Annotated in this window: 20 protein-coding genes; 12 read left to right on the forward strand and 8 right to left on the reverse strand. The window is 62.0% G+C overall.

Features of this window, described 5'->3' with window-relative positions; genetic code table 11:
• Nucleotides 1-15: 15 nt before the first annotated feature.
• A complete protein-coding gene (mnmC, locus tag BM321_RS00110; RefSeq protein ID WP_092441147.1) occupies nucleotides 16-1998 on the reverse strand; it encodes a bifunctional tRNA (5-methylaminomethyl-2-thiouridine)(34)-methyltransferase MnmC2/FAD-dependent 5-carboxymethylaminomethyl-2-thiouridine(34) oxidoreductase MnmC1 in 1983 nt (660 codons plus the stop codon).
• A gap of 151 nt (nucleotides 1999-2149) precedes the next feature.
• On the opposite strand from mnmC, the gene pap reads away from it, so the two are divergent.
• Together pap and BM321_RS00120 are read left to right on the forward strand one after the other, a co-directional pair.
• Nucleotides 2150-3664, forward strand: a complete 1515-nt coding sequence (pap, locus tag BM321_RS00115) for a polyphosphate:AMP phosphotransferase (RefSeq protein WP_092327186.1) — start codon at nucleotides 2150-2152, stop codon at nucleotides 3662-3664.
• A gap of 103 nt (nucleotides 3665-3767) precedes the next feature.
• Nucleotides 3768-4952 (forward strand): thiolase family protein, encoded by a 1185-nt coding sequence (locus BM321_RS00120; protein WP_092441148.1) that lies wholly within the window; start codon nucleotides 3768-3770, stop codon nucleotides 4950-4952.
• A gap of 194 nt (nucleotides 4953-5146) precedes the next feature.
• Here the strand turns inward: BM321_RS00120 and BM321_RS00125 are convergent, their stop codons facing one another.
• Nucleotides 5147-5344 (reverse strand): DUF6316 family protein, encoded by a 198-nt coding sequence (locus BM321_RS00125; protein WP_092327182.1) that lies wholly within the window; start codon nucleotides 5342-5344, stop codon nucleotides 5147-5149.
• Between the two features lie 193 nt (nucleotides 5345-5537).
• Here BM321_RS00125 and BM321_RS00130 point away from each other — a divergent pair, with 193 nt between their 5' ends.
• A complete protein-coding gene (locus BM321_RS00130) occupies nucleotides 5538-6500 on the forward strand; it encodes a DMT family transporter (RefSeq protein ID WP_092441149.1) in 963 nt (320 codons plus the stop codon).
• A 238-nt stretch (nucleotides 6501-6738) separates the two neighbouring features.
• Here BM321_RS00130 and BM321_RS00135 read toward each other — a convergent pair whose 3' ends face one another.
• The gene (locus BM321_RS00135; protein WP_092167491.1) at nucleotides 6739-8133 is read right to left on the reverse strand and encodes a class II fumarate hydratase; all 1395 of its coding nucleotides are present in this window, start codon (nucleotides 8131-8133) and stop codon (nucleotides 6739-6741) included.
• Nucleotides 8134-8335: 202 nt separating this feature from the next.
• Here BM321_RS00135 and BM321_RS00140 point away from each other — a divergent pair, with 202 nt between their 5' ends.
• From BM321_RS00140 to BM321_RS00170, 7 genes are all read left to right on the forward strand, one after another.
• Nucleotides 8336-8854 (forward strand): DUF2059 domain-containing protein, encoded by a 519-nt coding sequence (locus BM321_RS00140; RefSeq protein WP_060738605.1) that lies wholly within the window; start codon nucleotides 8336-8338, stop codon nucleotides 8852-8854.
• 12 nt (nucleotides 8855-8866) lie between these two features.
• On the forward strand, nucleotides 8867-9166 hold the full coding sequence (locus BM321_RS00145; protein ID WP_060738604.1) for a BolA family protein: 300 nt from the start codon (nucleotides 8867-8869) through the stop codon (nucleotides 9164-9166).
• Between the two features lie 184 nt (nucleotides 9167-9350).
• The gene (locus BM321_RS00150; protein ID WP_072408456.1) at nucleotides 9351-10292 is read left to right on the forward strand and encodes an oxygen-dependent tRNA uridine(34) hydroxylase TrhO; all 942 of its coding nucleotides are present in this window, start codon (nucleotides 9351-9353) and stop codon (nucleotides 10290-10292) included.
• A 36-nt stretch (nucleotides 10293-10328) separates the two neighbouring features.
• Nucleotides 10329-10931: a DsbA family protein gene (locus BM321_RS00155; protein ID WP_170847552.1), complete on the forward strand. Its 603-nt coding sequence runs from the start codon at nucleotides 10329-10331 to the stop codon at nucleotides 10929-10931.
• 4 nt (nucleotides 10932-10935) lie between these two features.
• Entirely contained in the window at nucleotides 10936-12750 is a 1815-nt protein-coding gene (locus BM321_RS00160) for an ABC transporter ATP-binding protein (protein WP_371856601.1), read from the forward strand.
• Nucleotides 12751-12931: 181 nt separating this feature from the next.
• Entirely contained in the window at nucleotides 12932-15391 is a 2460-nt protein-coding gene (locus BM321_RS00165; RefSeq protein ID WP_092441151.1) for an EAL domain-containing protein, read from the forward strand.
• Nucleotides 15392-15469: 78 nt separating this feature from the next.
• Complete coding sequence (locus BM321_RS00170; RefSeq protein ID WP_371856600.1) at nucleotides 15470-16240, forward strand: iron-containing redox enzyme family protein; 771 nt, start codon at nucleotides 15470-15472, stop codon at nucleotides 16238-16240.
• A gap of 274 nt (nucleotides 16241-16514) precedes the next feature.
• Here BM321_RS00170 and BM321_RS00175 read toward each other — a convergent pair whose 3' ends face one another.
• The 5 genes from BM321_RS00175 to BM321_RS00200 all read right to left on the reverse strand — a co-directional run bounded on the left by BM321_RS00175 (nucleotide 16515) and on the right by BM321_RS00200 (nucleotide 21488).
• Nucleotides 16515-17441 carry a GGDEF domain-containing protein gene (locus BM321_RS00175; RefSeq protein ID WP_092441152.1) on the reverse strand — a complete coding sequence of 309 codons (927 nt, stop codon included), beginning with the start codon at nucleotides 17439-17441 and terminating at the stop codon, nucleotides 16515-16517.
• Nucleotides 17442-17788: 347 nt separating this feature from the next.
• Complete coding sequence (locus tag BM321_RS00180) at nucleotides 17789-18529, reverse strand: YciK family oxidoreductase (RefSeq protein WP_060738597.1); 741 nt, start codon at nucleotides 18527-18529, stop codon at nucleotides 17789-17791.
• A 191-nt stretch (nucleotides 18530-18720) separates the two neighbouring features.
• The gene (gene mupP, locus BM321_RS00190; RefSeq protein ID WP_072408441.1) at nucleotides 18721-19392 is read right to left on the reverse strand and encodes an N-acetylmuramic acid 6-phosphate phosphatase MupP; all 672 of its coding nucleotides are present in this window, start codon (nucleotides 19390-19392) and stop codon (nucleotides 18721-18723) included.
• Nucleotides 19393-19396: 4 nt separating this feature from the next.
• Nucleotides 19397-20095 (reverse strand): bifunctional 2-polyprenyl-6-hydroxyphenol methylase/3-demethylubiquinol 3-O-methyltransferase UbiG, encoded by a 699-nt coding sequence (gene ubiG, locus BM321_RS00195; RefSeq protein WP_092441154.1) that lies wholly within the window; start codon nucleotides 20093-20095, stop codon nucleotides 19397-19399.
• Nucleotides 20096-20156: 61 nt separating this feature from the next.
• On the reverse strand, nucleotides 20157-21488 hold the full coding sequence (locus BM321_RS00200; protein ID WP_092441155.1) for a TRZ/ATZ family hydrolase: 1332 nt from the start codon (nucleotides 21486-21488) through the stop codon (nucleotides 20157-20159).
• A 105-nt stretch (nucleotides 21489-21593) separates the two neighbouring features.
• Between BM321_RS00200 and mtnA the strand changes: the two genes are divergently transcribed.
• Nucleotides 21594-22670, forward strand: a complete 1077-nt coding sequence (mtnA, locus tag BM321_RS00205) for an S-methyl-5-thioribose-1-phosphate isomerase (RefSeq protein WP_092441156.1) — start codon at nucleotides 21594-21596, stop codon at nucleotides 22668-22670.
• A 445-nt stretch (nucleotides 22671-23115) separates the two neighbouring features.
• Entirely contained in the window at nucleotides 23116-25779 is a 2664-nt protein-coding gene (gyrA, locus tag BM321_RS00210) for a DNA gyrase subunit A (RefSeq protein WP_092327168.1), read from the forward strand.
• The last annotated feature ends 185 nt before the right edge of the window (nucleotides 25780-25964 follow it).

The raw sequence follows: 25964 nt of genomic DNA on the forward strand, positions 1-25964 counted from the left end.
CTTAAGAAGTCGGTGCTAAGCCTTGCCCCGGATCAAGGCCCGCAACGCGAACCGGTTCGGGTGGCAGGCCTCGGCCACGCTGCGGGGCAGTGGCAGCGGTTCGTTGTCCAGCCAGGCGGCGATCAGCTCGCCCGACAGGGGCGCGGTGATCAGGCCTCGGGAACCGTGGCCGCTGTTGATGTACAGGCCCTCGAGCCACGGGCAAGGGGTGTCCGGTACTTGGCGGGCGTCTTTGCCCAGGGCCGCATAGGCGTCGGTAAAGGCCTGGCGGTCGGCCAACGGTCCGACAATCGGCAGGTAATCCGGGCTGGTGCAACGAAACGCCACGCGGCCTTCGAGGTGCTCCGGGTCCAAGCTAGTGGCGTTCAAGCGCTGCACCAGGTCGTGGGAGATTTCTTCGAGCATCCGCAGGTTGCCGGCGTGCTCGGCGGCGGTGGGGGTCAGATCATCACTATTGAAGTCGAAACTGGCGCCCAGGGTGTGTTCGCCCTGTCGCGGTGGCGCCACATAACCTTCGGCGCAGACTACCGTCGCCAGGCTCTGGCTGCGGTGGGTTTGCGGCAGACGGGTGATCTGCCCGCGAATGCGCTTGAGCGGCAAGTCGGCAGCCGGTTCGAAGCGTTTGATCTCGGCAGCACTGGCGAGGATCACCACCGGCGCACTGGCCAGGCAGCGTTCGCTGTCCCACGCCTGCCATTGGCCGTCGACGCGGCGCAAGTGCAGCACGTCATGATGGGGTTGCACATCGATCGCCGGTCCCGAGGCCTGCCAGCGACACAGCGCTGACGGATGCACCCAGCCGCCCTCGGGATAAAACAAGCCTCCACAGGCCAGGCCGATGCCGGATCGGGCCTGGGCCTCGGACTGATCCAGGGAGTGCAGTAAATCCGCTGGGAACGCGTCGGCCAGTTGTGCCTGGCGTTCGGCTTCCTTGCTGTTGAAGGCCAACTGCAAGACGCCACAGGCATCCCAGTCAACGCCGCGTTGCAGTTGCTCCAGCACGCGCCGGGTATAGCCGAAGCCGCTGAGGATCATCTGCGACAACGCGGTGCCGTGGGCCGACAACTTGAGGTACAGCACGCCCTGGGGGTTGCCGGAGGCCTCCTCGGCCAACCCGGCATGACGCTCCAGCAGCGTCACCTGCCAGCCACGGGCGGCCAGGCTCGCTGCGCTGGCACAACCGGCCAGGCCGCCCCCGATCACCAGGGCCTGGCGCTCGCCGGCGGGAGGCACGGGGCGGGCGTACCAGGGTTTTGCCGGGGATGGCGCCGCCGTCTGCTCCGGCCAGCCAAGAAACACGCCCCGCAGGATTTCCCACTTATGGCCGATGCCCGGCGTGCGCTTCATCTTGAAGCCCGCCGCGTTCAGCAAACGCCGGACCCAGCCGGTGCTGGTGAAGGTGCTGAGGGTGGCGCCGGGTGCGGCCAGCCGGGCCAGTTCGGCGAACAGCTCGGCGGTCCACATTTCGGGGTTCCGGGCCGGTGCGAAACCGTCCAGGAACCAGGCGTCGATCTGCCCGTCCAGTTGCGGCAACTGCTCCAGGGCATCGCCAATCAACAGGGTCAGCGTCACCCGCCCATTGGCCAGCACCAGGCGCTGGAAACCCTGATGGATCGCCACGTATTGCCCAAGCAGTTGCTCGGCCTGGAGGGCGAGCTGCGGCCAGAGGGCCAGGGCCCGGCACAGGTCCTGCGGGGTCAATGGATACTTCTCGACGCTGACGAAATGCAGCCGCGCCCCGGTCGGCGCGCATTGTTCGAACAACTGCCAGGCGCAGAGGAAATTCAAACCGGTGCCAAAGCCGGTTTCGCCGATCACCAGGCGCCCGTCGGAGGGCAGCGCGGCAAAGCGCTCGGCCAGGTTGTTCTGCTCGAGGAACACGTAACGGGTTTCTTCCAGCCCGGACTGATCGGAGAAATACACGTCATCGAACACCCGCGAACGCGGGCGTCCCTGGTCGTCCCAGTCGAGTTGGGCGTGGTGCTGTACAGGCGTCATGGCAGGCTCGGTCGAAACAAGGTGGCCATTCTAGCCGATCGGTATCCGCTTGCTTGACCCATCGCAACACCGCGTTGTTCTTGATGGAATCTGCTGCACAGGGCCGCATCCAATCCGCTAGTCTTGCCCCAATCCCTGGAAGGAGCTGTCCATGTTTGAATCCGCTGAAATCGGTCACGTCATCGATAAAGACACTTTCGAAGCCGAGGTGCCGGCCCTGCGTGAAGCACTGCTGGAAGCGCAGTTCGAGTTGCAGCAGCAGGGTCGGTTTCCGGTCATCGTGTTGATCAACGGTATCGAAGGCGCGGGCAAGGGCGAGACGGTGAAGTTGCTCAATGAATGGATGGACCCGCGGCTGATAGAAGTGCGCACCTTCGACCAGCAGACCGACGAGGAACTGGCGCGGCCTCCCGCGTGGCGTTATTGGCGGATGCTGCCGGCCAAGGGGCGCATGGGGATTTTCTTCGGCAACTGGTACAGCCAGATGCTGCAAGGCCGGGTCCATGGCGAATTCAAGGACCCACGGCTCGACCAGGCGATCGCCGGGGCCGAACGCCTGGAAAAAATGCTCTGCGATGAGGGCGCGCTGATCTTCAAGTTCTGGTTCCACCTGTCCAAGAAACAAATGAAGGCCCGCCTCAAGGGGCTCAAGGATGACCCGCTGCACAGTTGGCGCATCAGCCCGCTGGATTGGCAGCAATCCCAGACCTATGACAAGTTCGTCAAATACGGCGAGCGTGTGCTGCGCCGCACCAGTCGCGATTACGCGCCGTGGCATGTGATCGAAGGCATGGACAGCTGTTATCGCAGCCTCACCGTCGGGCGGATCCTGCTCGACGGCTTGCGCCAGGCCCTGGACCGGCCGAAGATCAAGCCGCAAAAGGTCAGCGTGGCGCCCCTGCCCGAGTTGGATGGCCAGATCACGTTGCTCGACAGCCTGGACATGACCCGGCGCCTGGACAAGGCCGACTACGAAGAACAGCTGATCACCGAGCAGGCGCGCTTCGCCGGGCTGCTGCGGGACAAACGCATGCGCCAGCATGCCCTGGTGGCGGTATTCGAAGGCAATGACGCGGCGGGCAAGGGCGGGGCGATCCGGCGGGTCACGGCGGCCCTGGACCCGCGCCAATACAACATCGTGCCCATTGCCGCGCCCACGGAAGAAGAGCGCGCCCATCCGTACATGTGGCGGTTCTGGCGGCATATTCCTGCACGCGGCAAGTTCACCATGTTCGACCGCTCCTGGTACGGCCGGGTGCTGGTGGAGCGGGTCGAAGGGTTTTGCAGCCAGGCCGACTGGCTGCGGGCCTACGGGGAGATCAACGACTTCGAGGAACAGCTCGCCGATGCCGGCGTGGTGGTGGTCAAGTTCTGGCTGGCCATCGACAAGGAAACCCAGCTGGAACGTTTCCAGGAGCGCGAGGACATCCCGTTCAAGCGTTTCAAGATCACCGAGGATGACTGGCGCAACCGCGACAAGTGGGATGCCTACCGCGCGGCAGTGTGCGACATGGTCGACCGCACCAGCACCGAGATCGCCCCCTGGACCTTGGTGGAGGCCAACGACAAGCGCTGGGCGCGGGTCAAGGTGTTGCGCACCCTCAACCAGGCGCTGGAGGCGGCTTTCGAGCGCAGTGCGAAACAGGCTCGCAAGAAGAAGCGCTAGGGCGATGGGCGCGCATACGCCAGGTGAATGATTGTCGCGGTCGGTTATCCAGTGGATCTATGCTCGATCCACTCTCAACCGACTACAACAATGAGGTGCAGCCATGCGTGAAGTGGTGATCGTCGACAGCGTACGGACCGGCCTGGCCAAGTCCTTTCGTGGCAAGTTCAACATGACCCGTCCGGATGACATGGCGGCCCATTGCGTCAATGCTTTGCTGGCGCGCAACGACATCGACCCGGCCAGTGTCGAGGACTGCATCGTCGGGGCCGGGTCCAATGAAGGTGCCCAGGGCTACAACATCGGGCGCAACGTGGCGGTGCTCTCGAAATTGGGCATCGGCACGGCCGGCATGACCCTCAACCGCTTCTGCTCTTCGGGCCTGCAAGCCATTGCCATCGCCGCCAACCAGATCGCTTCTGGTTGCAGCGACATCATCGTGGCCGGCGGGGTGGAGTCCATCAGCCTGACGATGAAAAGCGTCAACACCGACAACCTGATCAACCCACTGCTCAAGGAGCAGGTGCCCGGGATTTATTTTCCCATGGGCCAGACCGCCGAGATCGTCGCCCGTCGTTACCAGGTCAGCCGCGAGGAGCAGGATCGCTACGCCTTGCAGAGCCAGCAACGCACCGCCAAGGCCCAGGCGGCCGGGTTGTTCGATGACGAAATCATCCCGATGGCGGTCAAGTACCGCGTCGAGGACAAGAACACCGGTGCCGTGCAGATCCTCGATGGCGTGGTCGATCGTGATGATTGCAACCGTCCCGACACCACCTATGAAAGCCTGGCCGGCTTGAAGCCAGTGTTCGCCGAAGACGGCTCGGTGACGGCGGGCAACTCCTCGCAGTTGTCCGACGGGGCTTCGATGACCTTGGTGATGAGCCTGGACAAGGCCTTGGCCCTGGGGCTCAAGCCCAAGGCGTTTTTCCGTGGCTTTACAGTGGCCGGTTGCGAGCCGGACGAAATGGGCATCGGGCCGGTGTTTTCGGTGCCCAAGCTGCTCAAGGCCAAGAGCTTGCAGATCGCCGATATCGACCTGTGGGAACTCAACGAGGCGTTCGCTTCCCAGTGCCTGTACAGCCGCGACCGGCTGGAAATCGATCCGCAGAAATACAACGTCAATGGCGGTTCGATCTCCATCGGCCATCCGTTCGGCATGACCGGTTCGCGGCAGGTGGGGCATCTGGTGCGTGAGCTGCAACGGCGCAACCTGCGTTACGGCATCGTGACCATGTGCGTGGGCGGCGGGATGGGGGCTACGGGGTTGTTCGAGGCGGTGGGATAACCTACGAACTGACAGTTGGCGAGAGTAATTATTTGTGGCGAGGGGATTTATCCCCGCTGGGCTGCGAAGCAGCCCCAAAGCAGACAACGCTGTCAGCCTGATACACCGTGTTTGTAGATTTTAGGGTTGCTGCGCAACCCAGCGGGGATAAATCCCCTCGCCACAAGAAAGTGGTGCTAGCTGTGGGTGTCGTGCTAGCTGGCGACCTGAGTCAGTCGCAGCATTCGCTGTACATACGCCTCCACCTCCCGCAACGCATCTTCGCGACTGGCGAACGGCCCTTCCTGGGTGCCTTCCCGGGTGTTGAAGTAAAATTCGCCGTTTATCCGGCAAATCCGGTCACTGGGAAAGACCATCGCAGGGGCGAGGTCCTGGGCGCGTTTGCCGAGCATGAGAGGGCTCCAAAAGAGGCGGAGGGATCAGGTTGAGTGAAGTTTAGGAGCTGGCGTCGATGGCTGCTTGGCGAGCCGATAGGCGGCGATGTGCCATATCCGTACCCGGTTCAATTAATCCACAACTGTTCCTGTGTTGCTGGGCGATAGATGCCTAGAATGGGCGTTCTTTGTCTTGGGCTTCGAGGGTTGCATGCACATATCGTCCGGTCGCTGGGTCTACGGCTTGTTCCTTGCCCTGTTGACTGCCCTGCTCTGGGGAATCCTGCCGATCAAGCTCAAGCAAGTGCTGCAAGTGATGGACCCGGTCACCGTGACCTGGTTTCGCTTGCTGGTATCCGGCGGTCTGCTGCTCATCTATTTGGCGGCCACCCGGCGCCTGCCCAGTCGCAAGGTGCTCGGTCCTCGCGGCGGCTGGCTGGTGGCGATGGCGGTGCTCGGGCTGGTGGGCAACTACGTGTTGTACCTGATGGGCCTGAATCGCTTGAGCCCCGGCACCGCGCAACTGGTGGTGCAGATGGGGCCGATCATGTTGCTGGTCGCCAGCCTGTTCGTGTTCAAGGAGCGGTTCAGCGTGGGGCAGGGCATCGGCCTGCTGGTGCTGCTGATCGGTTTCACGCTGTTTTTCAACCAGCGCCTGGGCGAGTTGCTGACGTCCCTGAGCGACTACACCGCCGGGGTGCTGATGGTGTTGCTGGCGTCGACGGTCTGGACGTTCTATGCCCTGGGCCAGAAGCAATTGTTGACGGTGTGGAATTCGTTGCAGGTGATGATGGTGATCTACCTGTTCTGCGCGCTGCTGCTCACACCCTGGGTGCATCCGTTGGAGGCGCTGCAATTGAGCCCGTTGCAAGGCTGGTTGTTGCTCGCTTGCTGCCTCAACACACTGATTGCCTATGGCGCGTTCGCCGAAGCCCTGGCCCATTGGGAAGCGTCGCGGGTCAGCGCGACCCTGGCGATCACGCCGCTGGTGACCTTTGCCGCGGTGGCGATGGCGGCCTGGTGGTGGCCTGATTATGTCCATGCCGAGCAGATCAACCTGCTGGGCTATGGCGGGGCGGTGTTGGTGGTCCTGGGTTCGGCGCTGGTTGCCCTGGGGCCTTCGTTGATCGCCGGGCTCAGGGCCCGGCGCGAGCGTTTGGCGGTCGGGCGTTAGCCCGTCGTGGGAGCGAGCTTGCTCGCGATAGCGGCTTGTGAGGCAACAGTGATGTCGAGCCTGCCGGCCTCATCGCGAGCAAGCTCGCTCCCACAGTGAATCATCAGTGTATGCAATATTGCGGCTCACATGGATTCCCTGTGGGAGCGGGCTTGCCCGCGAAAGCGGCTTGGCAGGCGATGAGGATGTCGAGCCGACCGGCCCCATCGCGAGCAGGCTCGCTCCCACAGGGACGGCGTCAGCCCTGGCTACCCGCTTCCAACATATTCTCCGGCCTCACCCAGGCATCGAACTCTTCATCGGTGAGATACCCCAATTGCAATGCCGCCTCGCGCAAGGTCAGCCCTTCACCGTAGGCTTTCTTGGCGATTTCCGCCGACTTGTCGTAGCCGATGTGCGGGTTCAGCGCGGTCACCAGCATCAACCCGCGTTCCAGGTGCGCGGCCATCTGCTCGGCGTCCGGTTCGAGCCCGGCGATGCAGTGCTGCTGGAAGTTGCTGCAGCCATCGGCCAACAGGCGAATCGATTGCAGCAGGTTGTGGATGATCACCGGTTTGAACACGTTCAACTGCAAATGCCCCTGGCTGGCGGCAAAACCGATGGTCACGTCGTTGCCCATGACCTGGCAGGCCAGCATCGACAAGGCTTCGCACTGGGTCGGGTTGACCTTGCCGGGCATGATGGAACTGCCTGGTTCGTTGGCCGGCAATTTCACCTCGGCGAACCCGGCGCGTGGTCCGGAGCCCAGCAGGCGCAGGTCGTTGGCGATTTTCATCAGGGTCACGGCGAGGGTTTTCAGCGCACCGGACAACGAGGTCAGGGGTTCATGGCCGGCCAACGCGGCAAACTTGTTGGGTGCGGTGACGAACGGCAGGCCCGACAGCGCCGCCAGTTCAGCGGCAATCGCTTCGCCGAACCCATGGGGTGAATTGAGCCCGGTGCCCACTGCCGTGCCGCCCTGGGCCAGTTCGCAGACCGCCGGTAGCGCGGCGCGGATCGCCCGCTCGGCGTAATCGAGCTGGGCAATGAACGCCGACAGTTCCTGGCCAAAGGTGATCGGCGTGGCATCCATCATGTGGGTACGGCCGGTCTTGACCAGCTTCATATGGCGCGCGGCCAGTTCCGCGAGACCGCCGGACAGCTCGCCGATGGCCGGCAGCAATTGCTGATGGACGGCCTGGGCGGCGGCGATGTGCATGGCGGTGGGGAAGCAGTCGTTGGAGCTCTGCGAACGGTTGACGTGGTCGTTGGGGTGCACCGGGCTCTTGCCGCCGCGGGGGTTGCCGGCCAGTTCGTTGGCGCGTCCGGCGATCACTTCGTTGACGTTCATGTTGCTCTGGGTCCCGCTGCCGGTCTGCCAGACCACCAGCGGGAACTGATCGTCATGCTGGCCGGCCAACACTTCGTCGGCGGCCTGTTCGATCAGGCGGGCGATGTCGGCGGGCAGGTCTCCGTTGCGGTCGTTGACCCGCGCGGCGGCCTTCTTGATCAGCGCCAGGGCGTGCAACACCGACAGCGGCATGCGTTCGTTGCCAATGGCGAAGTTGATCATGGAACGCTGCGTCTGCGCGCCCCAGTAGGCGTCGTCCGGGACTTCAACCTGGCCAAGGCTGTCGGTTTCGATACGGCTCATCGGGTCAAACTCCTTAAAGGCTGAATGCGCAGTTTAGGCCTAGATGGGCGGCTCCGGTTCCCTCAATCATCCCTCAATCCAGCAACGGTGGCTTCGGCCCGTCAATCGGACCCGACAACCATCGGGGTTGAGCCCCGGCGTTTTTTAGGCGCAGAATGGTCGCCCTTGGGGTTTTACCTCGCCTGTAATGAAAGGAAACTCGATGACCCGTCTTCGTGCCATCTGTACCGCAGTTGCTCTGGTGTGTGCCAGCGGCCCTGTTTTCGCCGATACCGCCAGCCACAACGCCAGCGCCGAAGCGTTCCTGACCCTGGCGCACGCTGACAAACTGGGCACTCCGGTGTACATGCAAGTGCAGCAGATGTTCGCCCAGCGCTTTGAACAGACCAAGGCCCCCGAATCGAAAAAAGCCACCCTGGAAACCTACCAGGCCAAGGCCAATGCCGCGTTGGACCAAGCCATCGGCTGGAACAAGCTCAAGCCGGACATGGTCAAGCTCTACACCAGCAACTTCAACGAATCGGAGCTCAAGGACCTGGTCGCTTTCTACCAGTCGCCATTGGGCAAGAAAGTCCTGGAAAAAATGCCACAGTTGACCCAGCAATCGGCCCAACTGACCCAGGCCAAGCTGGAAAGCGCGGTGCCGGTGGTCAACAAGCTGCTGGCCGACATGACGGCCGAGCTCGAGCCAAAAGCCGCTCCAGCCAAGAAAAAGCCGTAAGCGGAGCCCGGTATGAGTATGCAACAACGCATCGAATCAACGCTTGGGCTGTTGCAGCCCGAGCATTTGCAAGTGCTGGATGAAAGCCACATGCACAGCCGTGGCCTGCAGACCCACTTCAAGGCCGTGGTGGTCAGCCAGCAGTTCGAAGGGCTCAATCGCGTCAAGCGTCACCAGAAGGTCTATGGCACGCTGGGCGAGCTGATGGGCGAATTCCATGCGTTGGCGCTGCACACCTACACACCCGAGGAATGGGCCCGGATCGACGCGGCCCCGGCTTCGCCGACCTGTGCCGGTGGTAGCAAGCACTGAGTGGGCTGCTGTGGGTGGCAAGGCTTGCTCCCACAGAGTGATCCTCACAGCATTGTTGGCCACAGCAATCGCTGTCTGCACCCCTCCTGTTTTTTGTTAGAATCCGCAACGCGCCGCTCACCCGGCGCGTTTTTTTTCGCATCCGGTTCACCCTTTACGAGGGTAGCCACCTGGAGAAACACCCATGACACAACCCATTGTCGTGGCGGCACTGTATAAGTTCGTCACCCTGGAAGATTACGTCGAGCTGCGTGAGCCCTTGCTCAAGGCCATGCTCGACAACGGCATCAAAGGCACGTTGCTGATCGCCGAGGAAGGCATCAACGGCACGGTCTCCGGCACCCGCGAAGGCATCGACGGCCTGCTGGCCTGGCTCAAGAACGATCCGCGCATGATCGACATCGACCATAAAGAGTCGTATTGCGATGAGCAGCCGTTCTACCGCACCAAGGTCAAGCTCAAGAAAGAAATCGTCACCCTTGGTGTCGAAGGCGTGGACCCGAACAAGCAAGTCGGCACCTACGTCGAACCGCGGGACTGGAACGCGCTGATCAGCGATCCGGAAGTGCTGCTGATCGACACTCGCAACGATTATGAAGTGTCCATCGGCACCTTCGAAGGCGCCATCGACCCCAAGACCACCAGCTTTCGCGAGTTTCCCGAGTACATCAAGGCCCACTTCGACCCGGCCAGACACAAGAAAGTCGCGATGTTCTGCACCGGTGGCATTCGCTGTGAAAAAGCTTCCAGCTACATGCTTGGCCAGGGGTTCGACGAGGTCTATCACCTCAAGGGCGGCATCCTGAAATACCTCGAAGAGGTGCCTCAGGAAGAAACCAAGTGGCGCGGCGACTGCTTCGTGTTCGATAACCGCGTGACCGTTCGCCACGACCTCAGCGAAGGAGACTACGATCAATGTCATGCCTGTCGCACTCCGGTGAGCGTAGAAGACCGCGCTTCGGAGCATTATGTGCCTGGCATCAGTTGCCCGCATTGCTGGGATAAGCTGAGCGAGAAAACCCGTCGCAGCGCCATCGACCGGCAGAAACAGATCGAGTTGGCCAAGGCGCGCAACATGCCGCACCCGATCGGCTACAACTACAAGCAAACATCTTCCGAGGCTTGAGCCATGACGTCACGCCTGCTCTATGTGATGGACCCGATGTGTTCCTGGTGCTGGGGCTTTGCGCCGGTGGCCGAGGCATTGGTCGAGCAGGCGCACGCCGCGGGTGTGGAGCTACACCTGGTGGTGGGCGGTTTGCGCACCGGCAGCGGTTCGGCGCTGGAGCCGACCACCCGGCGCTACATTCTCGAGCACTGGCAGGCCGTGACCCAGGCCACTGGACAGCCCTTCAAGTTTGAAGGCGCGTTGCCGGATGGTTTCGTCTACGACACCGAGCCCGCCTGCCGGGCAGTGGTGACGGCCCGCAGCCTGGCCCCGGACCTGGCCTGGACGCTGGTGAAGCTGATCCAACAGGCCTTTTATGTACAAGGCCGTGACGTCACCCACGCCAGCGTCCTGGTGGAGCTGGCCGAGCAGGCGGGGCTGCCACGCATCGAATTCGCCGCGGCCTTCGACCGCGCCGACCAGCACGCGGCCACTGCGGCGGATTTCACCTGGGTCCAGGATTTGGGCATTGCCGGGTTTCCCACGCTACTGGCCGAGCGTGACGGCCAGTTGGCCTTGCTGACCAACGGTTACCAGCCTCTGAGCCAGTTGTCGCCTTTGCTTGGCCGCTGGTTGGAGCGCGCGACCTGTGCCTGAGCGGCTGTCAGCCCCATCGACCTCGCAGCGCATCGACCGGTTGAGCTGGGCGGAGATCCGTCGCCTGGCCCTCAAACATAAAAAAGCCCTGTGGATCGCCAACGGCGTGGCCGTGCTGGCGACGCTGTGCAGCGTGCCGATTCCGTTGCTGTTGCCGTTGCTGGTGGACGAGGTCCTGCTGGGCCACGGCGATGCGGCCCTGAAAGTCATGAACCATGCCTTGCCCACGGCTTGGCAGAGCGCAGCCGGCTACATCGGGCTGATGTTGCTGGCGACCCTGACCCTGCGCTGTGGTGCCTTGCTGTTCAACGTGGTGCAGGCGCGCCTGTTCGCCAGGCTGGCCAAGGATATTGTCTATCGCATTCGCATCCGCTTGATCGAACGCCTCAAACGAATCTCCCTGGGCGAGTACGAAAGCCTGGGCAGCGGCACCGTGGCGGCCCACCTGGTCACCGACCTGGACACCCTCGACAAATTCATCGGCGAGACCCTCAGCCGTTTCCTGGTGGCGATGCTGACCCTGGTGGGCACCGCCGGGATCCTGGTGTGGATGCACTGGAAACTGGCGCTGCTGATCCTGCTGTTCAACCCGCTGGTGATCTACGCCACGGTGCAACTGGGCAAGCGGGTCAAACACCTCAAGAAGCTGGAGAACGACAGTACCTCGCGCTTCACCCAGGCCTTGACCGAAACCCTGGATGCCATCCAGGAAGTGCGCGCCGGCAACCGCCAGGGTTATTTCCTTGGCCGATTGGGGATGCGTGCCAAGGAGGTCCGCGATTACGCCGTGAATTCGCAGTGGAAAACCGACGCTTCGAACCGCGCCAGTGGTTTGCTGTTCCAGTTCGGCATCGATATTTTTCGCGCGGCGGCCATGCTCACCGTGGTGTTTTCCGACCTGTCCATCGGCCAGATGCTGGCGGTGTTCAGCTACCTCTGGTTCATGATCGGCCCGGTCGAGCAGCTGTTGAACCTGCAATACGCCTATTACGCGGCCGGCGGCGCCTTGAACCGGATCAACGAACTGCTGGCCCGGGCCGACGAGCCCCAGTACACGGGGGGCGTCGATCCGTTCAAGGGCCGTGACACCGTGGGCATCGAAATCCAGGGGTTGAGTTTCGGTTACGGCGAGGAGCTGGTGCTCGACCAGTTGAACCTGTCCATTTCGCCGGGCGAGAAAGTCGCCATCGTCGGGGCCAGTGGCGGCGGCAAGAGCACCTTGGTGCAGTTGCTGCTGGGGCTGTACACGCCACAGTCGGGCAGCATTCGTTTTGGCGGCGCCACGCAGCAGGAGATCGGCCTGGAAACCATTCGGGAGAATGTTGCAGTGGTGTTGCAACATCCGGCACTGTTCAACGACACGGTACGGGCCAACCTGGCCATGGGGCGTGAGTGCAGCGACGACGACTGCTGGCGGGCATTGGAAATCGCCCAGCTCGACGCCACGGTACGGGCGCTGCCCCAGGGCCTGGAAAGCGTTGTAGGGCGTTCCGGGGTTCGGTTGTCGGGCGGACAGCGCCAACGGCTGGCCATCGCCCGCATGGTACTGGCCGACCCACGGGTGGTGATTCTCGACGAAGCCACCTCGGCATTGGATGCGGCCACCGAGTACAACCTTCACCAGGCACTGGCGCGCTTTTTGAGCGCACGCACCACGTTGATCATCGCCCACCGGCTTTCGGCGGTGAAGCAGGCCGATCGGGTGTTGGTGTTCGACGGTGGTCAAATCGCCGAAGACGGCGACCATTTGCAGTTGATTGCCGACGGGGGCCTTTACGCTCGACTCTACGGTCATTTGCAACAGATACAACAGCCTTGAGTTTCCCGCCGTTTTCTGTGCTTAGTATCGGAAAAAACAGGCAAACACGTCGATTCTTCCAAATTCCACGCAAAGATCTCTTCATCCATCCATTCTATGGGGCGAAAACTAGCCTAGGCTGTTGAGTCAGGAGCGGAATTCTCGCGGGTGTTCGTTCGGCAGTACCTGTGCAAGGGACCTCATGAAGCAAAAGCAGACTCTCGGAACACCACGGCTGCTGGGCATCGTCTGGCCCTTTATTGCCGTTGTGCTATTTCAGGCATTGCTTGGCGGCGTCAGCCTTTACGTGCTTTCCGCCGTCCGCGGCTATGTAGCGGGGGAGAGTCTCTGGTCCAAGGGCCAGAAAGACGCCATCTATTACCTCAACCTCTACGCCGACAGCCGCGACGAGGCGATTTTCCACAAATACCAGCAAGCCATCGCCGTACCCGAGGGCGGCCATGAACTGCGGGTCGCGCTGGACCGCGAACCGCCGAACCTGGAAGCGGCACGGGCCGGGATCCTCAAGGGCGGCAATCACCCGGACGATGTGGCCAGCCTGATCTGGCTTTATCTGAACTTCCGTCACTTCAGTTACCTGGAAGAAGCCATCGATCTCTGGACGGTGGGCGATGGCTATCTGACCGAACTGGATAACGTCGCCCGGCAGATGCACGGCAGTATTGTCGCGGGCCAGGCGTCAGAGGTGGATATTCGCGGCTGGAAGGCCCAGATCTTTGCGATCAACGATTCCGTCACCCCGGCTGCCAAGGCGTTCAGCGACGCATTGGGCGAGGGCTCGCGCTTCATCCTGAGGCTCTTGCTGGTGACCAATTTCGCCACCGCCCTGGGGTTGATCGTCCTGGCGTTGTTGCGTACCCATAAACTGCTGGCCCAGCGGCAGGTGTTCGCCAATGCGCTGCAGATGGAGAAAGAGCGGGCACAGATCACCCTGCAATCCATCGGCGATGGGGTGATTACCACCGACGTGGAGGGGGCCATCGCCTACATGAACCCCGCCGCCGAAGCGATGACGCATTGGAAGGCCGAACACGCCACGGGCTTGCCCCTGGCCGCGCTGTTCAATTTGCTCGATGACAATGCCCAGACCGAAGGACTGACCCTGATCGAGCACATCCTCAGCGGTCGGCTCAGCGGCGCCAGTGAACATTCGAAACTGATCCAGCGCCTGGATGGCAGTACCGTGTCGGTCACCCTGGTGGGCGCGCCGATCCGCCATGCGGGCAAGGTCAGTGGCGCCGTGCTGGTGCTGCATGACATGACCCAGGAGCGGCAATACATCGCCAACCTGTCATGGCAGGCCACCCATGACGCCCTGACGGGCCTGGCCAACCGCCGGGAGTTCGAGTATCGCCTCGAGCAAGCCTTGCACAACCTCACTCGCCAGATCGGGCGCCATGCCTTGATGTTTCTCGACCTGGATCAGTTCAAGCTGGTCAACGACACCTGCGGTCATGCGGCGGGTGACGAATTGTTGCGGCATATCTGCGCCTTGCTGCAGTCAGGGCTGCGGGAAAATGACACCCTGGCCCGGCTGGGTGGCGATGAGTTCGGGATACTGCTGGAGAACTGTTCGCCGGAGGCGGCGGAAAAAATCGCTGAAGGGCTGCGCCAGACCGTGCAAAACCTGCACTTTGTCTGGAAGGGCCGGCCGTTCGTGACCACCGTGAGCATCGGCCTGGTGCATATCGCCCAGACCCCGACGACCCTGGAGGCATCCCTGCGGGCTGCCGACATGGCCTGTTACATGGCCAAGGAAAAGGGGCGCAACCGGGTCCAGGTCTATCACGCCGATGACTCGGAGTTGTCCCTGCGCTTTGGCGAGATGGCCTGGGTCCAGCGCTTGCACATGGCCCTGGAGGAAAACCGCTTTTGCCTGTACGCCCAGGAAATCGCCGCGCTGGGGCCGGGCGATCATGGTGGCGGACACATTGAAATCCTGTTGCGCCTGCATGACGAAGCCGGGCGGATGATCCTGCCGGACAGCTTCATTCCCGCGGCGGAACGCTACGGGCTGATGACGTCCCTGGACCGTTGGGTGGTGGAGAATGTCTTCAAGATCATCCGCCGGTGCCTGAATGAATCGCGGCAGGGGCCCATGGCGATGTGTGCGATTAATCTGTCAGGCACAACTATCGGAGATCAGGCGTTCCTCGACTTCCTGCGTAAACAGTTCGTGGCCTACTCCATTCCGCCGGAAATGATTTGTTTTGAAATTACAGAGACCAGCGCTATTTCGAATTTGGGCAGTGCGATCCGCTTTATCAATGAACTCAAGAGCTTGGGATGCTATTTCTCTCTGGATGACTTTTGCGCCGGAATGTCTTCATTCGCTTACCTGAAACATTTACCTGTAGACTTCTTAAAGATCGACGGGAGTTTCGTAAAGGATATGCTGGACGACCCGATTAACCGTGCAATGGTCGAAGTGATCAATCACATCGGTCACGTCATGGGTAAGCGCACGATTGCCGAGTTTGTTGAAACCGCCCAGATCGAGCAGGCATTGCTGGAGATAGGGGTGGACTACGCTCAGGGGTATGTGATCGAACGCCCGCAATTGTTTACCTGCGACACGTTGCAATGTCGGCCGGCCCGGCCCCAGCCGCTGTTATTCAAGGCCCCCGGCACGTTCCGCTGAAACTCTTGCTGATCCGAGAAAATCACAATCAAAAGGAGCCCGACAGTGATCGACACATTCAACCGAACAGGCCCGCTCATGGACGCCACAAGCTATCCGAAATGGGCACAGCAGCTCATTACCGATTGCAGCGAGAGCAAGCGCCGGGTTGTCGAACACGAACTGTATCAGCGCATGCGCGACAACAAGCTCAGCGCCAAGACCATGCGCCACTACCTCATTGGTGGTTGGCCGGTCGTCGAACAGTTCGCTTTATACATGGCACAGAACCTCACCAAGACCCGCTTTGCCCGCCACCCCGGCGAGGACATGGCGCGTCGCTGGCTGATGCGCAACATTCGTGTCGAACTCAACCATGCCGACTACTGGGTCAACTGGAGCGCCGCCCATGGCGTGACTTTGGAAGACCTGCAAGCCCAACAGGTACCGCCTGAGCTGCATGCCTTGAGCCACTGGTGCTGGCACACCAGTTCCTCGGACTCGTTGATCGTGGCCATCGCCGCGACCAACTACGCCATCGAGGGCGCCACGGGAGAGTGGTCGGCGCTGGTGTGTTCCAACGGTGTCTATGCGGCCGCTTTTGCCGAGGAAGACCGCAAGCGGGCCATGAAGTGGCTGAAGATGCATGCCCAGTACGACGATGCCCATCCTTGGGAAGCCCTGGAAATCATCTGTACGCTGGCGGGGATGAACCCGAGCAAGGCCCTGCAAACGGAGCTGCGCCAGGCCGTGTGCAAGAGCTATGACTACATGTACCTGTTCCTGGAGCGTTGCATGCAGCTGGAACAGGCGGAGCCTGCCAGCAGGGCGTCAGCCACCCGTGAGCGTCTGGCAATGGCCGGTAGCTGATTTCTACCGCTACAGATAGCCATACAACCTGTGGGAGCGAGCCTGCTCGCGAAGAGGTCTGACAGTCGACGGGGAGGTTGACTGCCAGGCCGCTATCGCGGGCAAGCTCGCTCCCACGGTCGTTTTGGATGGGCGCTGGCTTCAGATTCACCCAAAATCCCTATGGGAGCGAGCTTGCTCGCGATAGCGGTGGGTCAGCTCGCGCAGATGTCGGATATGCTGCCGCCATCGCGAGCAAGCTCGGTCCCACACAAGCTCGGTCCCACAATCGTTTTCAGCCGGCCATCGCCAGCCGATTGCGGCCTTCGCGCTTGGCTACGTACAACGCGCTGTCGGCCCTGCGCAGCAGGCTTTCCGAGGATTCCCCCGGTAGCAGGGTGGCGCACCCCAGGCTGACCGTCAGATCGATCCTTGTGCCTGCGGCGAAGTAATCCTGGGTCTGGGCGGCATGACGCAGTCGTTCACCGACCATCGCCGCCGCATCCCGACTGGTATTGGCCAGCAGGATCAGAAACTCTTCACCACCGAACCTGAACACCATGTCCACATTGCGCAGTTGGCCCTTGATCGACTCGGCCACGGCCTTGAGCACTTCGTCGCCAACACCGTGACCATGGTTGTCGTTGATGCGCTTGAAATGATCGATATCGAGCATCAGCACCGACAAGGGTTGCGAATGACGCTTGGCCATGTCGATTTCCCGCATCAGGGTCTGGTCCATGGCGATGCGGTTGCCGGTACCGGTCAGCGGATCGCGCAGGGCGCTTTGGGTCGCGGCGCGGTAGAGCAGCGCGTTGCGCAGCGGATACAGCAGCGTCGACATGATGGATTCGAGGTCGCTCTGTTCCGCCTCGGAGAAACGTTGGTTACGACGGAATACCAGCTCACCCAGGTGTTCGCCTTCATGGCTGAGGTTATAGCTGAGGGTGTGATGCCCGCGTTGCCCGAACTCCAGGCGCAGATCACTGGCTTTGTGCTGATAAGCCAACGCATCCAGGGGCACCAGTCGCTGGATTTCCCGGAAAAACAGGCCCAGGATCCGCTGCGGCTCCAGGCTGGTCTGTAGTTGCTGGCTCAATTGCTGGCGCAATTGCGACAGACTGACGGAGCGTGCAGGGAGCGGCGATGGCCGAGCCAGGCCCAAACGCTGCAATTTGGCGCTGTCGAAATCGAACGCGTTGATCTGGTTGGGCGTTTTCATATGGCGTTAGCCCCTAAGCTAAATCTGTCCCGCAGGTTGGGTGCGGCGGCTTTGGGCTGCACGTCGTACTGGTCCTTCAGTCCCATAGGACAACTGATTTGAGTTTAGTCCGCTTTCCATGGCAGGCATAAGTCTCGTCTCACCGTCCATTACCTGCCGAACATGGCATGTTTGAAGAGGTTAGAGCGAAAGTCGTGCCATTCGGTTCACTTCCGTAAAAACCGATTAGGAATCAATGAATTGATAGCGAGTCACGAATGCAGGGCGACGTGGACTTGGCGGTTCGCCTGGTTTGGCGTCGACCGGGGCCGGCATCGCGACGGTAAATCGTCGCGATGCCGGCTTCATTATTGTGCGTTGAACGCCTGACCGTTGACGCCGGTGCTGTCCGGGCCCATGAGGTACAGGTAGACCGGCATGATCGCTTCGGGCGTCGGATTGTTGAGCGGGTTTTCTCCCGGATAGGCCTGGGCGCGCATGCTGGTGCGGGTGGCGCCGGGGTTGATGCTGTTGGCGCGCACAGCGGCGACGGTATCGACTTCGTCGGCCAGGGTCTGCATCAGTCCCTCGGTGGCGAACTTGGACACGCCATAGGCGCCCCAGTAGGCCCGGCCCTTGCGGCCGACGCTGCTGGAGGTGAACACCACGGACGCATCCTTGGACAGCTTGAGCAGCGGCAGCAAGGTGCTGGTGAGCATGAACATCGCGTTCACGTTGACGTGCATCACCCGCATGAAGTTCTCCCCGGACAACTGTTCCAGTGGGGTGCGTGGGCCGATGATCGAGGCGTTGTGCAACAAGCCGTCCAGATGACCGAACTCGGTTTCGATCATCGCCGCCAGTTCATCGTATTGATGAGGCAGTGCGGTTTCGAGGTTGAACGGGATCACCGCTGGCTGCGGATGACCGGCCGCTTCGATTTCATCGTAGACCTGGGTCAGGTTGGCTTCGGTCTTGCCCAGCAGCAGTACGGTGGCACCGTGGGCGGCGTAGGTTTTCGCCGCTGCGGCACCGATCCCGCGACCGGCGCCGGTGACCAGGATCACCCGGCCATTGAGCAGGTCGGGACGGGCGGAATAATCAAACATAAAAAACCTCAACAAATCAATCTGTTGGCAGAAGCTGTAGTGGCGAGGGGATTGAGCCCCGCTGTTGGGAGCAGGCTGTGGGAGCAAAGCTTGCTCGCGAAACAGGCACCTCGATTCCTGAACGACCGCATCGCCTTCATCGCGGGCAAGCCTTGCTCCCACATAAATCCCTTCATCACAAGACCGTCACATCAGCAACTGCACAACGCGTTATCTAGCACTTCACGGAGCGCCGAGGGGTGGTCGATCACCACATCCGCGCCCCAATGATTCGGGTTGTCGTCCGGGTGGATATAGCCGTAGGTCACCGCGCAGGTCTTGGTGCCGGCGCTGCGACCGGACTCGATATCCCGCAGGTCATCGCCCACGAACAGCACGCTGGCCGGGTCCAGGTCGAGCATCTTGCAGGCCAGGGTCAGCGGTTCCGGGTCCGGCTTGCTGTTTTTCACGTGGTCAGGGCAGATCAGCACTTTCGAACGCTCGGCCAGGCCCAGTTGCTGCATGATCGGTTCGGCGAAACGCACGGGTTTGTTGGTGACCACACCCCAGATCAGGTTGGCCGCTTCGATATCGGCCAACACTTCGGCCATGCCGTCGAACAGGTGGCTGTGGACCGCACAACCCTTGAGGTAGCGGTCGAGGAATTCCTGGCGCAGCTCCTCGAACCCTGGTGATTCCGGGTCCATGGAAAAGGTCACCGCGACCATCGCCCGGGCGCCGCCGGAAATCTCGTCGCGAATGTGCTGGGTGTTCATGGGTGGCAAGCCACGGTCGGCGCGCATGGCCTGGCAGATAGCGATGAAGTCCGGCGCGGTGTCGAGCAGCGTGCCATCCATGTCGAAGAGAACCGCTTTGAGACGCATCGCCTTACTCCTCGCGCAGGGTCTGGATCATGTAGTTGACGTCAACGTCGGCGGCCAGCTTGTAATGCTTGGTCAGCGGGTTGTAGGTCAGGCCGATGATGTCCTTGACGGTCAGCCCGGCCGCGCGGCTCCAGGCGCCCAGTTCGGAGGGGCGGATGAATTTCTTGAAGTCGTGAGTGCCCCGTGGCAACAGCTTCATGATGTATTCGGCGCCAATGATGGCGAACAGGTAGGCTTTCGGGTTGCGGTTGATGGTGGAGAAGAACACCTGGCCGCCCGGCTTGACCATGCGGAAGCAGGCGCGGATGACCGAGGACGGGTCCGGCACGTGTTCGAGCATTTCCAGGCAGGTGACCACGTCGAATTGGCCGGGCATTTCTTCGGCCAGGGCTTCGGCAGTGATCTGCCGGTATTCCACGCTGACGCCCGACTCCAATTGATGCAGTTGCGCCACCGCCAGCGGCGCTTCGCCCATGTCGATGCCCATCACCGTCGCCCCGCGCTGGGCCATGGCCTCACTGAGGATGCCGCCACCGCAACCGACGTCGAGGACCTTCTTGCCGGCCAGGTGGACCCGTTCGTCAATCCAGTTGACCCGCAGCGGGTTGATGTCGTGCAGCGGTTTGAATTCGCTTTCACGGTCCCACCAGCGATGGGCCAGGGCTTCGAATTTGGCGATTTCGGCGTGGTCGACGTTGCTCATGTGCAGATCCTCGAAAAGCTTGAAAAATCAGATGCCCCGAGCCGCGGCTCCAGGGGCGTGGTCATTCGTTGTGGCCGCTGATGCGCCGACCCCAGGCCTGGGCCGTGGCGATCAGTGTCGGTTCGTCCATGCGGGTCAGCCGGCCATCCTCCAGTAACGGCTTGCCGCCTACCCAAAGGTGTTTGACGCAATCGCGGCCGGTGGCATAAATCAGTTGCGACACTGGGTCGTAGATCGGTTGCTGGGCCAGGCCTGACAGATCGAAGGCCACCAGGTCGGCGGCCTTGCCGACTTCCAGGGAGCCGACGGTCGCTTCGATGCCCAGCGCCCGGGCGCCGTTGAGCGTGGCCATGCGCAGCGCCCGATGGGCATCCAGGGCCGTGGCCGAGCCGGCGACGGCCTTGGCCAGCAGGGCGGCGGTGCGGGTTTCGCCGAGCAGGTCCAGGTCGTTGTTGCTCGCCGCACCGTCGGTACCGAGGGCGACATTGACGCCGGCTTGCCACAGGCGCTCCACCGGGCAGAAACCGCTGGCCAGCTTCAGGTTCGATTCCGGGCAATGGATCACGCTGCAATTGCTTTCTACCAGCAGGGCCTGGTCCTCGTCGCTGATCTGAGTCATGTGCACGGCCTGGAAGCGTGGCCCCAGCAGGCCAAGACGTGCCAGGCGAGCCATTGGCCGCTCAGCGGTGTTATCCACAGCCTGCTGCACTTCGAAGGCGGTTTCATGAACATGCATATGAATGGCCGCGTCCAGTTCCTCGGCGATCACGCGGATTTTCTCCAGGTTCTCGTCCCCCACCGTGTAGGGCGCGTGCGGGCCGAATGCCACTTTGATCCGCGGATGGTGCTTGAGGTCGCCAAACAATTCGATGCCCTGACGAATGGCGTCGTCGGCGCTGGCGGCACCGGGGATCGGAAAATCGAGGATCGGAATGGCGATTTGCGCGCGAATACCGCTGTCGTGGACGCACTCGCTGGCGATCTTGGGGTAGAAATACATGTCGGAGAAGCAGGTGATGCCACCCTTGATCTGCTCGGCGATCGCCAGGTCGGTACCATCCCGGACGAAATCTTCATCGACCCATTTGGCTTCAGCCGGCCAGATGTGCTGTTCCAGCCAGGTCATCAAGGGCAGGTCGTCGGCCAGGCCGCGAAACAGGGTCATGGCCGCGTGGCCGTGGGCGTTGATCAGGCCGGGGGTGAGCAGCATGCCGGGCAGTTCACGGACCTCGGTGGCGTCACACTTCAGGGCCTCTGCCCGTGGACCGATGAACACGATGCAACCGTCGCGAATGCCCAGGCCATGGTCCTTGAGCACTACACCGGCGGGTTCGACAGGTACCAACCAGGTCGGCAGCAATAATAAGTCGAGCGCAACGACAGGCTTGGGCATCGTGGAACGGCTCCATGGGGTATAAAGGATGGCGAAGTATACCCGAGCGTCTTCGCGGAGGGATCGCTATAATCGGCGGCTTTGTTCATGAGTACGGGGTGAAGGATGCGCGATCGACTATTGGCTGCGGAGAAGGTGAAGGCCATCGATTGGCGTGATGGCGTCCTGTACCTGCTGGACCAGCGTAGCTTGCCGTTCGAGGAACGCTGGATCGCCTGCACCCGTATCGCCGATGTGGCCGAGGCCATTGGCTCGATGGCCGTGCGCGGTGCGCCGGTCATCGGCATCAGTGCGGCGTACGGCGTGGTGCTGGCGGCGCGGGCCAGGATGGCCGAAGGCGGCGATTGGCAAGCGGCCCTGGAGGCCGATTTTGCCTTGCTGGCCGCAGCCCGGCCGACGGCGGCGAACCTTTTCTGGGCGCTGGATCGAATGCGCGACCGGCTGGGGCGCTTGAAAGAGCATGCCGAGCCGCTGGCGGTGCTCGAGGCTGAAGCCATCGCGATCCACGTGAGCGATCGCGAAGCCAACCTGACCATGGCCCAGTTGGGGGTCGACCTGATCCGCAAGCACCAGGGCAACGCCCAGGCCATTCTCACCCATGGCAACACCGGCGCCTTGGCCTCCGGCGGTTTTGGCACGGCCTTGGGGGTTATCCGGGGGGCGTATATCGAGGGCATGGTGGAATGCGTCTATGCCGATGAAACCCGGCCGTGGCTGCAAGGCTCGCGCCTGACGGCATGGGAACTGGCCCGGGAAGGCATTCCGGTGACCCTCAACGCCGATTCCGCCGCTGCCCATATCATGAAGACCAAGGGTGTGACCTGGGTGATCGTCGGTGCCGATTGCATCGCCGCCAATGGCGACGTGGCGAACAAGATCGGCACTTATCAACTGGCGGTCTGTGCCATGCACCATGGTGTGCGCTTCATGGTGGTGGCACCGAGCTCGATCATCGACATGAGCCTGGTCAGCGGTGAAGACATTCCGACGGAGGAGCGCGACGGGCGTGAACTGCTGGAAATCGGCGGCAGGAGGCTCGGCGCGGAGGTGGGCGCCTTCAACCCGGTCTTCGATATCACCCCGGCGGATCTGATCGACGTCATCGTCACGGAGAAGGGCATCATCGAGCGCCCGGACACCGCGAAGCTGGCACAGTTGATGTGCCGCAAGCGGTTGCACTGATGGTTCGTGCTGCCTGACCTGTCGCCATCGCGAGCAAGCTCGCTCCCACATTGGATCGGGTCGTGGCCGAAATCTCGAGCATGCAAAGATCCCTGTGGGAGCGAGTTTGCTCGCGATGAGGCCCTTGAAGGCAACAAATCCCTTGCATTTTGCCCCTGAATCTCCATCCACAGCGCTTCTAAGCCCCTCTGGTCCCATATCAGCCTGTCACCGGTCAACTAACTACGCACCATGCGCATCTGGGGGATAGGTGCGTGGCGGCTCTTGTGATAACATCCGGCGGTTTCCAGGGCTGCCTCGCGAGGTGGCCTTTACTGCGCAGATCCATGGCATAACTCGTTGATTTGTCGTAAGTCGCTGCACGGCATTTGTTCTGCAGCGGCGAGCTTCGTTCGTCCCATCTGGATGTGACGAGGTTTCACCAGAAAAAGGAATCAGGCTTCTCATGGGCGAACTGGCCAAAGAAATCCTCCCGGTCAATATCGAAGACGAGCTGAAACAGTCCTACCTCGACTACGCAATGAGCGTAATCGTCGGGCGGGCGCTGCCGGATGCGCGCGATGGCTTGAAGCCCGTGCACCGGCGCGTGCTGTTCGCGATGAGCGAGCTGGGCAACGACTTCAACAAGCCGTACAAGAAATCCGCCCGTGTCGTCGGCGACGTGATCGGTAAGTATCACCCCCACGGCGACACTGCCGTGTACGACACCATCGTTCGTATGGCGCAACCCTTCTCCTTGCGCTACCTGCTGGTAGACGGCCAGGGCAACTTCGGTTCGGTGGACGGCGACAACGCCGCGGCCATGCGATACACCGAAGTGCGCATGACCAAGCTGGCTCACGAGCTGCTGGCCGACCTGCACAAGGAAACCGTGGACTGGGTGCCGAACTACGACGGCACCGAAATGATCCCGGCGGTCATGCCGACCCGTATCCCGAACCTGCTCGTCAACGGCTCCAGCGGTATCGCCGTGGGCATGGCGACCAACATCCCGCCGCACAACCTCGGTGAAGTCATCGACGGTTGCCTGGCGCTCATCGACAATCCCGAGCTGACCGTCGATGAGCTGATGCAATACATCCCCGGTCCGGACTTCCCGACCGCTGCGATCATCAACGGTCGCGCCGGCATCATCGAAGCCTACCGTACCGGCCGTGGCCGCATTTACATGCGCGCCCGCTCGACGGTGGAAGACATCGACAAGGTCGGCGGCCGCCAGCAGATCGTCATCACCGAACTGCCGTACCAGCTGAACAAGGCTCGCCTGATCGAGAAGATCGCCGAGCTGGTGAAAGAGAAGAAGCTCGAAGGCATCACCGAGCTGCGTGACGAGTCCGACAAGGATGGCATGCGTGTCGTGATCGAGCTGCGCCGTGGCGAAGTGCCTGAGGTGATCCTCAACAATCTCTACGCCCAGACCCAGCTGCAAAGCGTGTTCGGCATCAACATCGTTGCGCTGATCGACGGCCGTCCGCGGATCCTGAACCTCAAGGACCTGCTGGAAGCCTTCGTGCGTCACCGTCGCGAAGTGGTCACCCGTCGCACGGTGTTCGAACTGCGCAAGGCTCGCGAGCGCGGCCATATTCTCGAAGGCCAGGCCGTCGCCCTGTCGAACATCGACCCGGTGATCGCCTTGATCAAGGCCTCGCCAACCCCGTCGGAAGCCAAGGAAGCGCTGATCAGCACCCCTTGGGAGTCCACCGCGGTGGTGGCGATGGTGGAGCGCGCTGGCGCCGATTCGTGCCGCCCGGAGAACCTCGACCCGCAATACGGCCTGCGCGAAGGCAAGTACTTCCTGTCCCCGGAGCAGGCGCAAGCCATCCTGGAACTGCGCCTGCACCGCCTGACCGGCCTCGAGCACGAGAAGCTGCTGGCCGAGTACCAGGAAATCCTCAACCAGATCGGCGAGCTGATCCGCATCCTCAACAGCGCTACGCGCCTGATGGAAGTGATCCGCGAAGAGCTGGAAGTGATCCGCGCCGAGTACGGCGACGTACGCCGCACCGAGATTCTCGATGCGCGCCTGGACCTGACCCTGGGTGACATGATCCCGGAAGAAGAGCGCGTGGTGACCATTTCCCACGGCGGCTACGCCAAGACCCAGCCGCTGGCCGCCTACCAGGCCCAGCGTCGCGGCGGCAAGGGCAAGTCCGCGACTGGCGTCAAGGACGAGGACTACATCGCTCACCTGCTGGTCGCCAACAGCCACACCACGCTGCTGCTGTTCTCCAGCAAGGGCAAGGTGTACTGGCTCAAGACCTACGAAATCCCGGAAGCGTCCCGTGCCGCCCGTGGCCGTCCGCTGGTCAACCTGTTGCCGCTGGACGATGGTGAATACATCACCACCATGTTGCCGGTGGAAGAGTACACCGAGGGTCACTACATCTTCATGGCCACCGCCAACGGAACCGTGAAGAAGACCCCGCTGGAGTCCTTCAGCCGTCAGCGCAGCGTCGGTCTGATCGCCCTGGAACTGGACGAAGGTGACGTGCTGATCTCCGCCGCCATCACCGACGGCGAGCGTGAGGTCATGCTGTTCTCCGACGGCGGCAAGGTCACTCGCTTCAAGGAATCCGACGTTCGGGCCATGGGCCGTACCGCTCGCGGTGTGCGCGGCATGCGCCTGCCGGAAGGCCAGAAGCTGATTTCCATGCTGATCCCCGAAGAAGGCAGCCAGATCCTCACCGCTTCGGCTCGTGGTTATGGCAAGCGCACGGCCATCAGCGAGTTCCCCGAGTACAAGCGTGGCGGCCAGGGTGTGATCGCCATGGTCAGCAACGAGCGTAACGGTCGCCTGGTCGGTGCGGTCCAGGTGCTCGATGGCGAGGAGATCATGTTGATCTCCGACCAGGGCACCCTGGTGCGCACGCGGGTCGCCGAAGTGTCGAGCCTGGGTCGTAACACCCAGGGCGTGACGCTGATCAAGCTGGCCAGCGACGAAACGCTGGTCGGGCTTGAGCGGGTCCAGGAACCGTCGGAGGTTGAAGGCGAGGAGTTGGACGGCGAGGAAGGCGTGGCGTTCGACGGTACCCTCGGTGCCGATGTCGACGACGCTGTCGGCGACCAACCGCTCGACGCTGCCGCAGACGAAGAAGAACCGCAGGACTAAGCGGACACGCAGGGGGCGGATGAAGATTCGCCCCCTTGTTGTTTGTTCCTTTTGAAAATTTGCGACTTGGCGTTGAACAAGAGCAGGATCGTTCCCGCGCTCTGCGTGGGAATGCCGCTCGGGACGCTCCGCGTCCCATGACGCAGAGCGTCATTAGATGCATTCCCACGCAGAGCGTAGGAACG

It is taken from the genome of Pseudomonas sp. NFIX10 (assembly GCF_900111955.1).
Classification (GTDB): Bacteria; Pseudomonadota; Gammaproteobacteria; order Pseudomonadales; family Pseudomonadaceae; genus Aquipseudomonas; species Aquipseudomonas fluorescens_AA.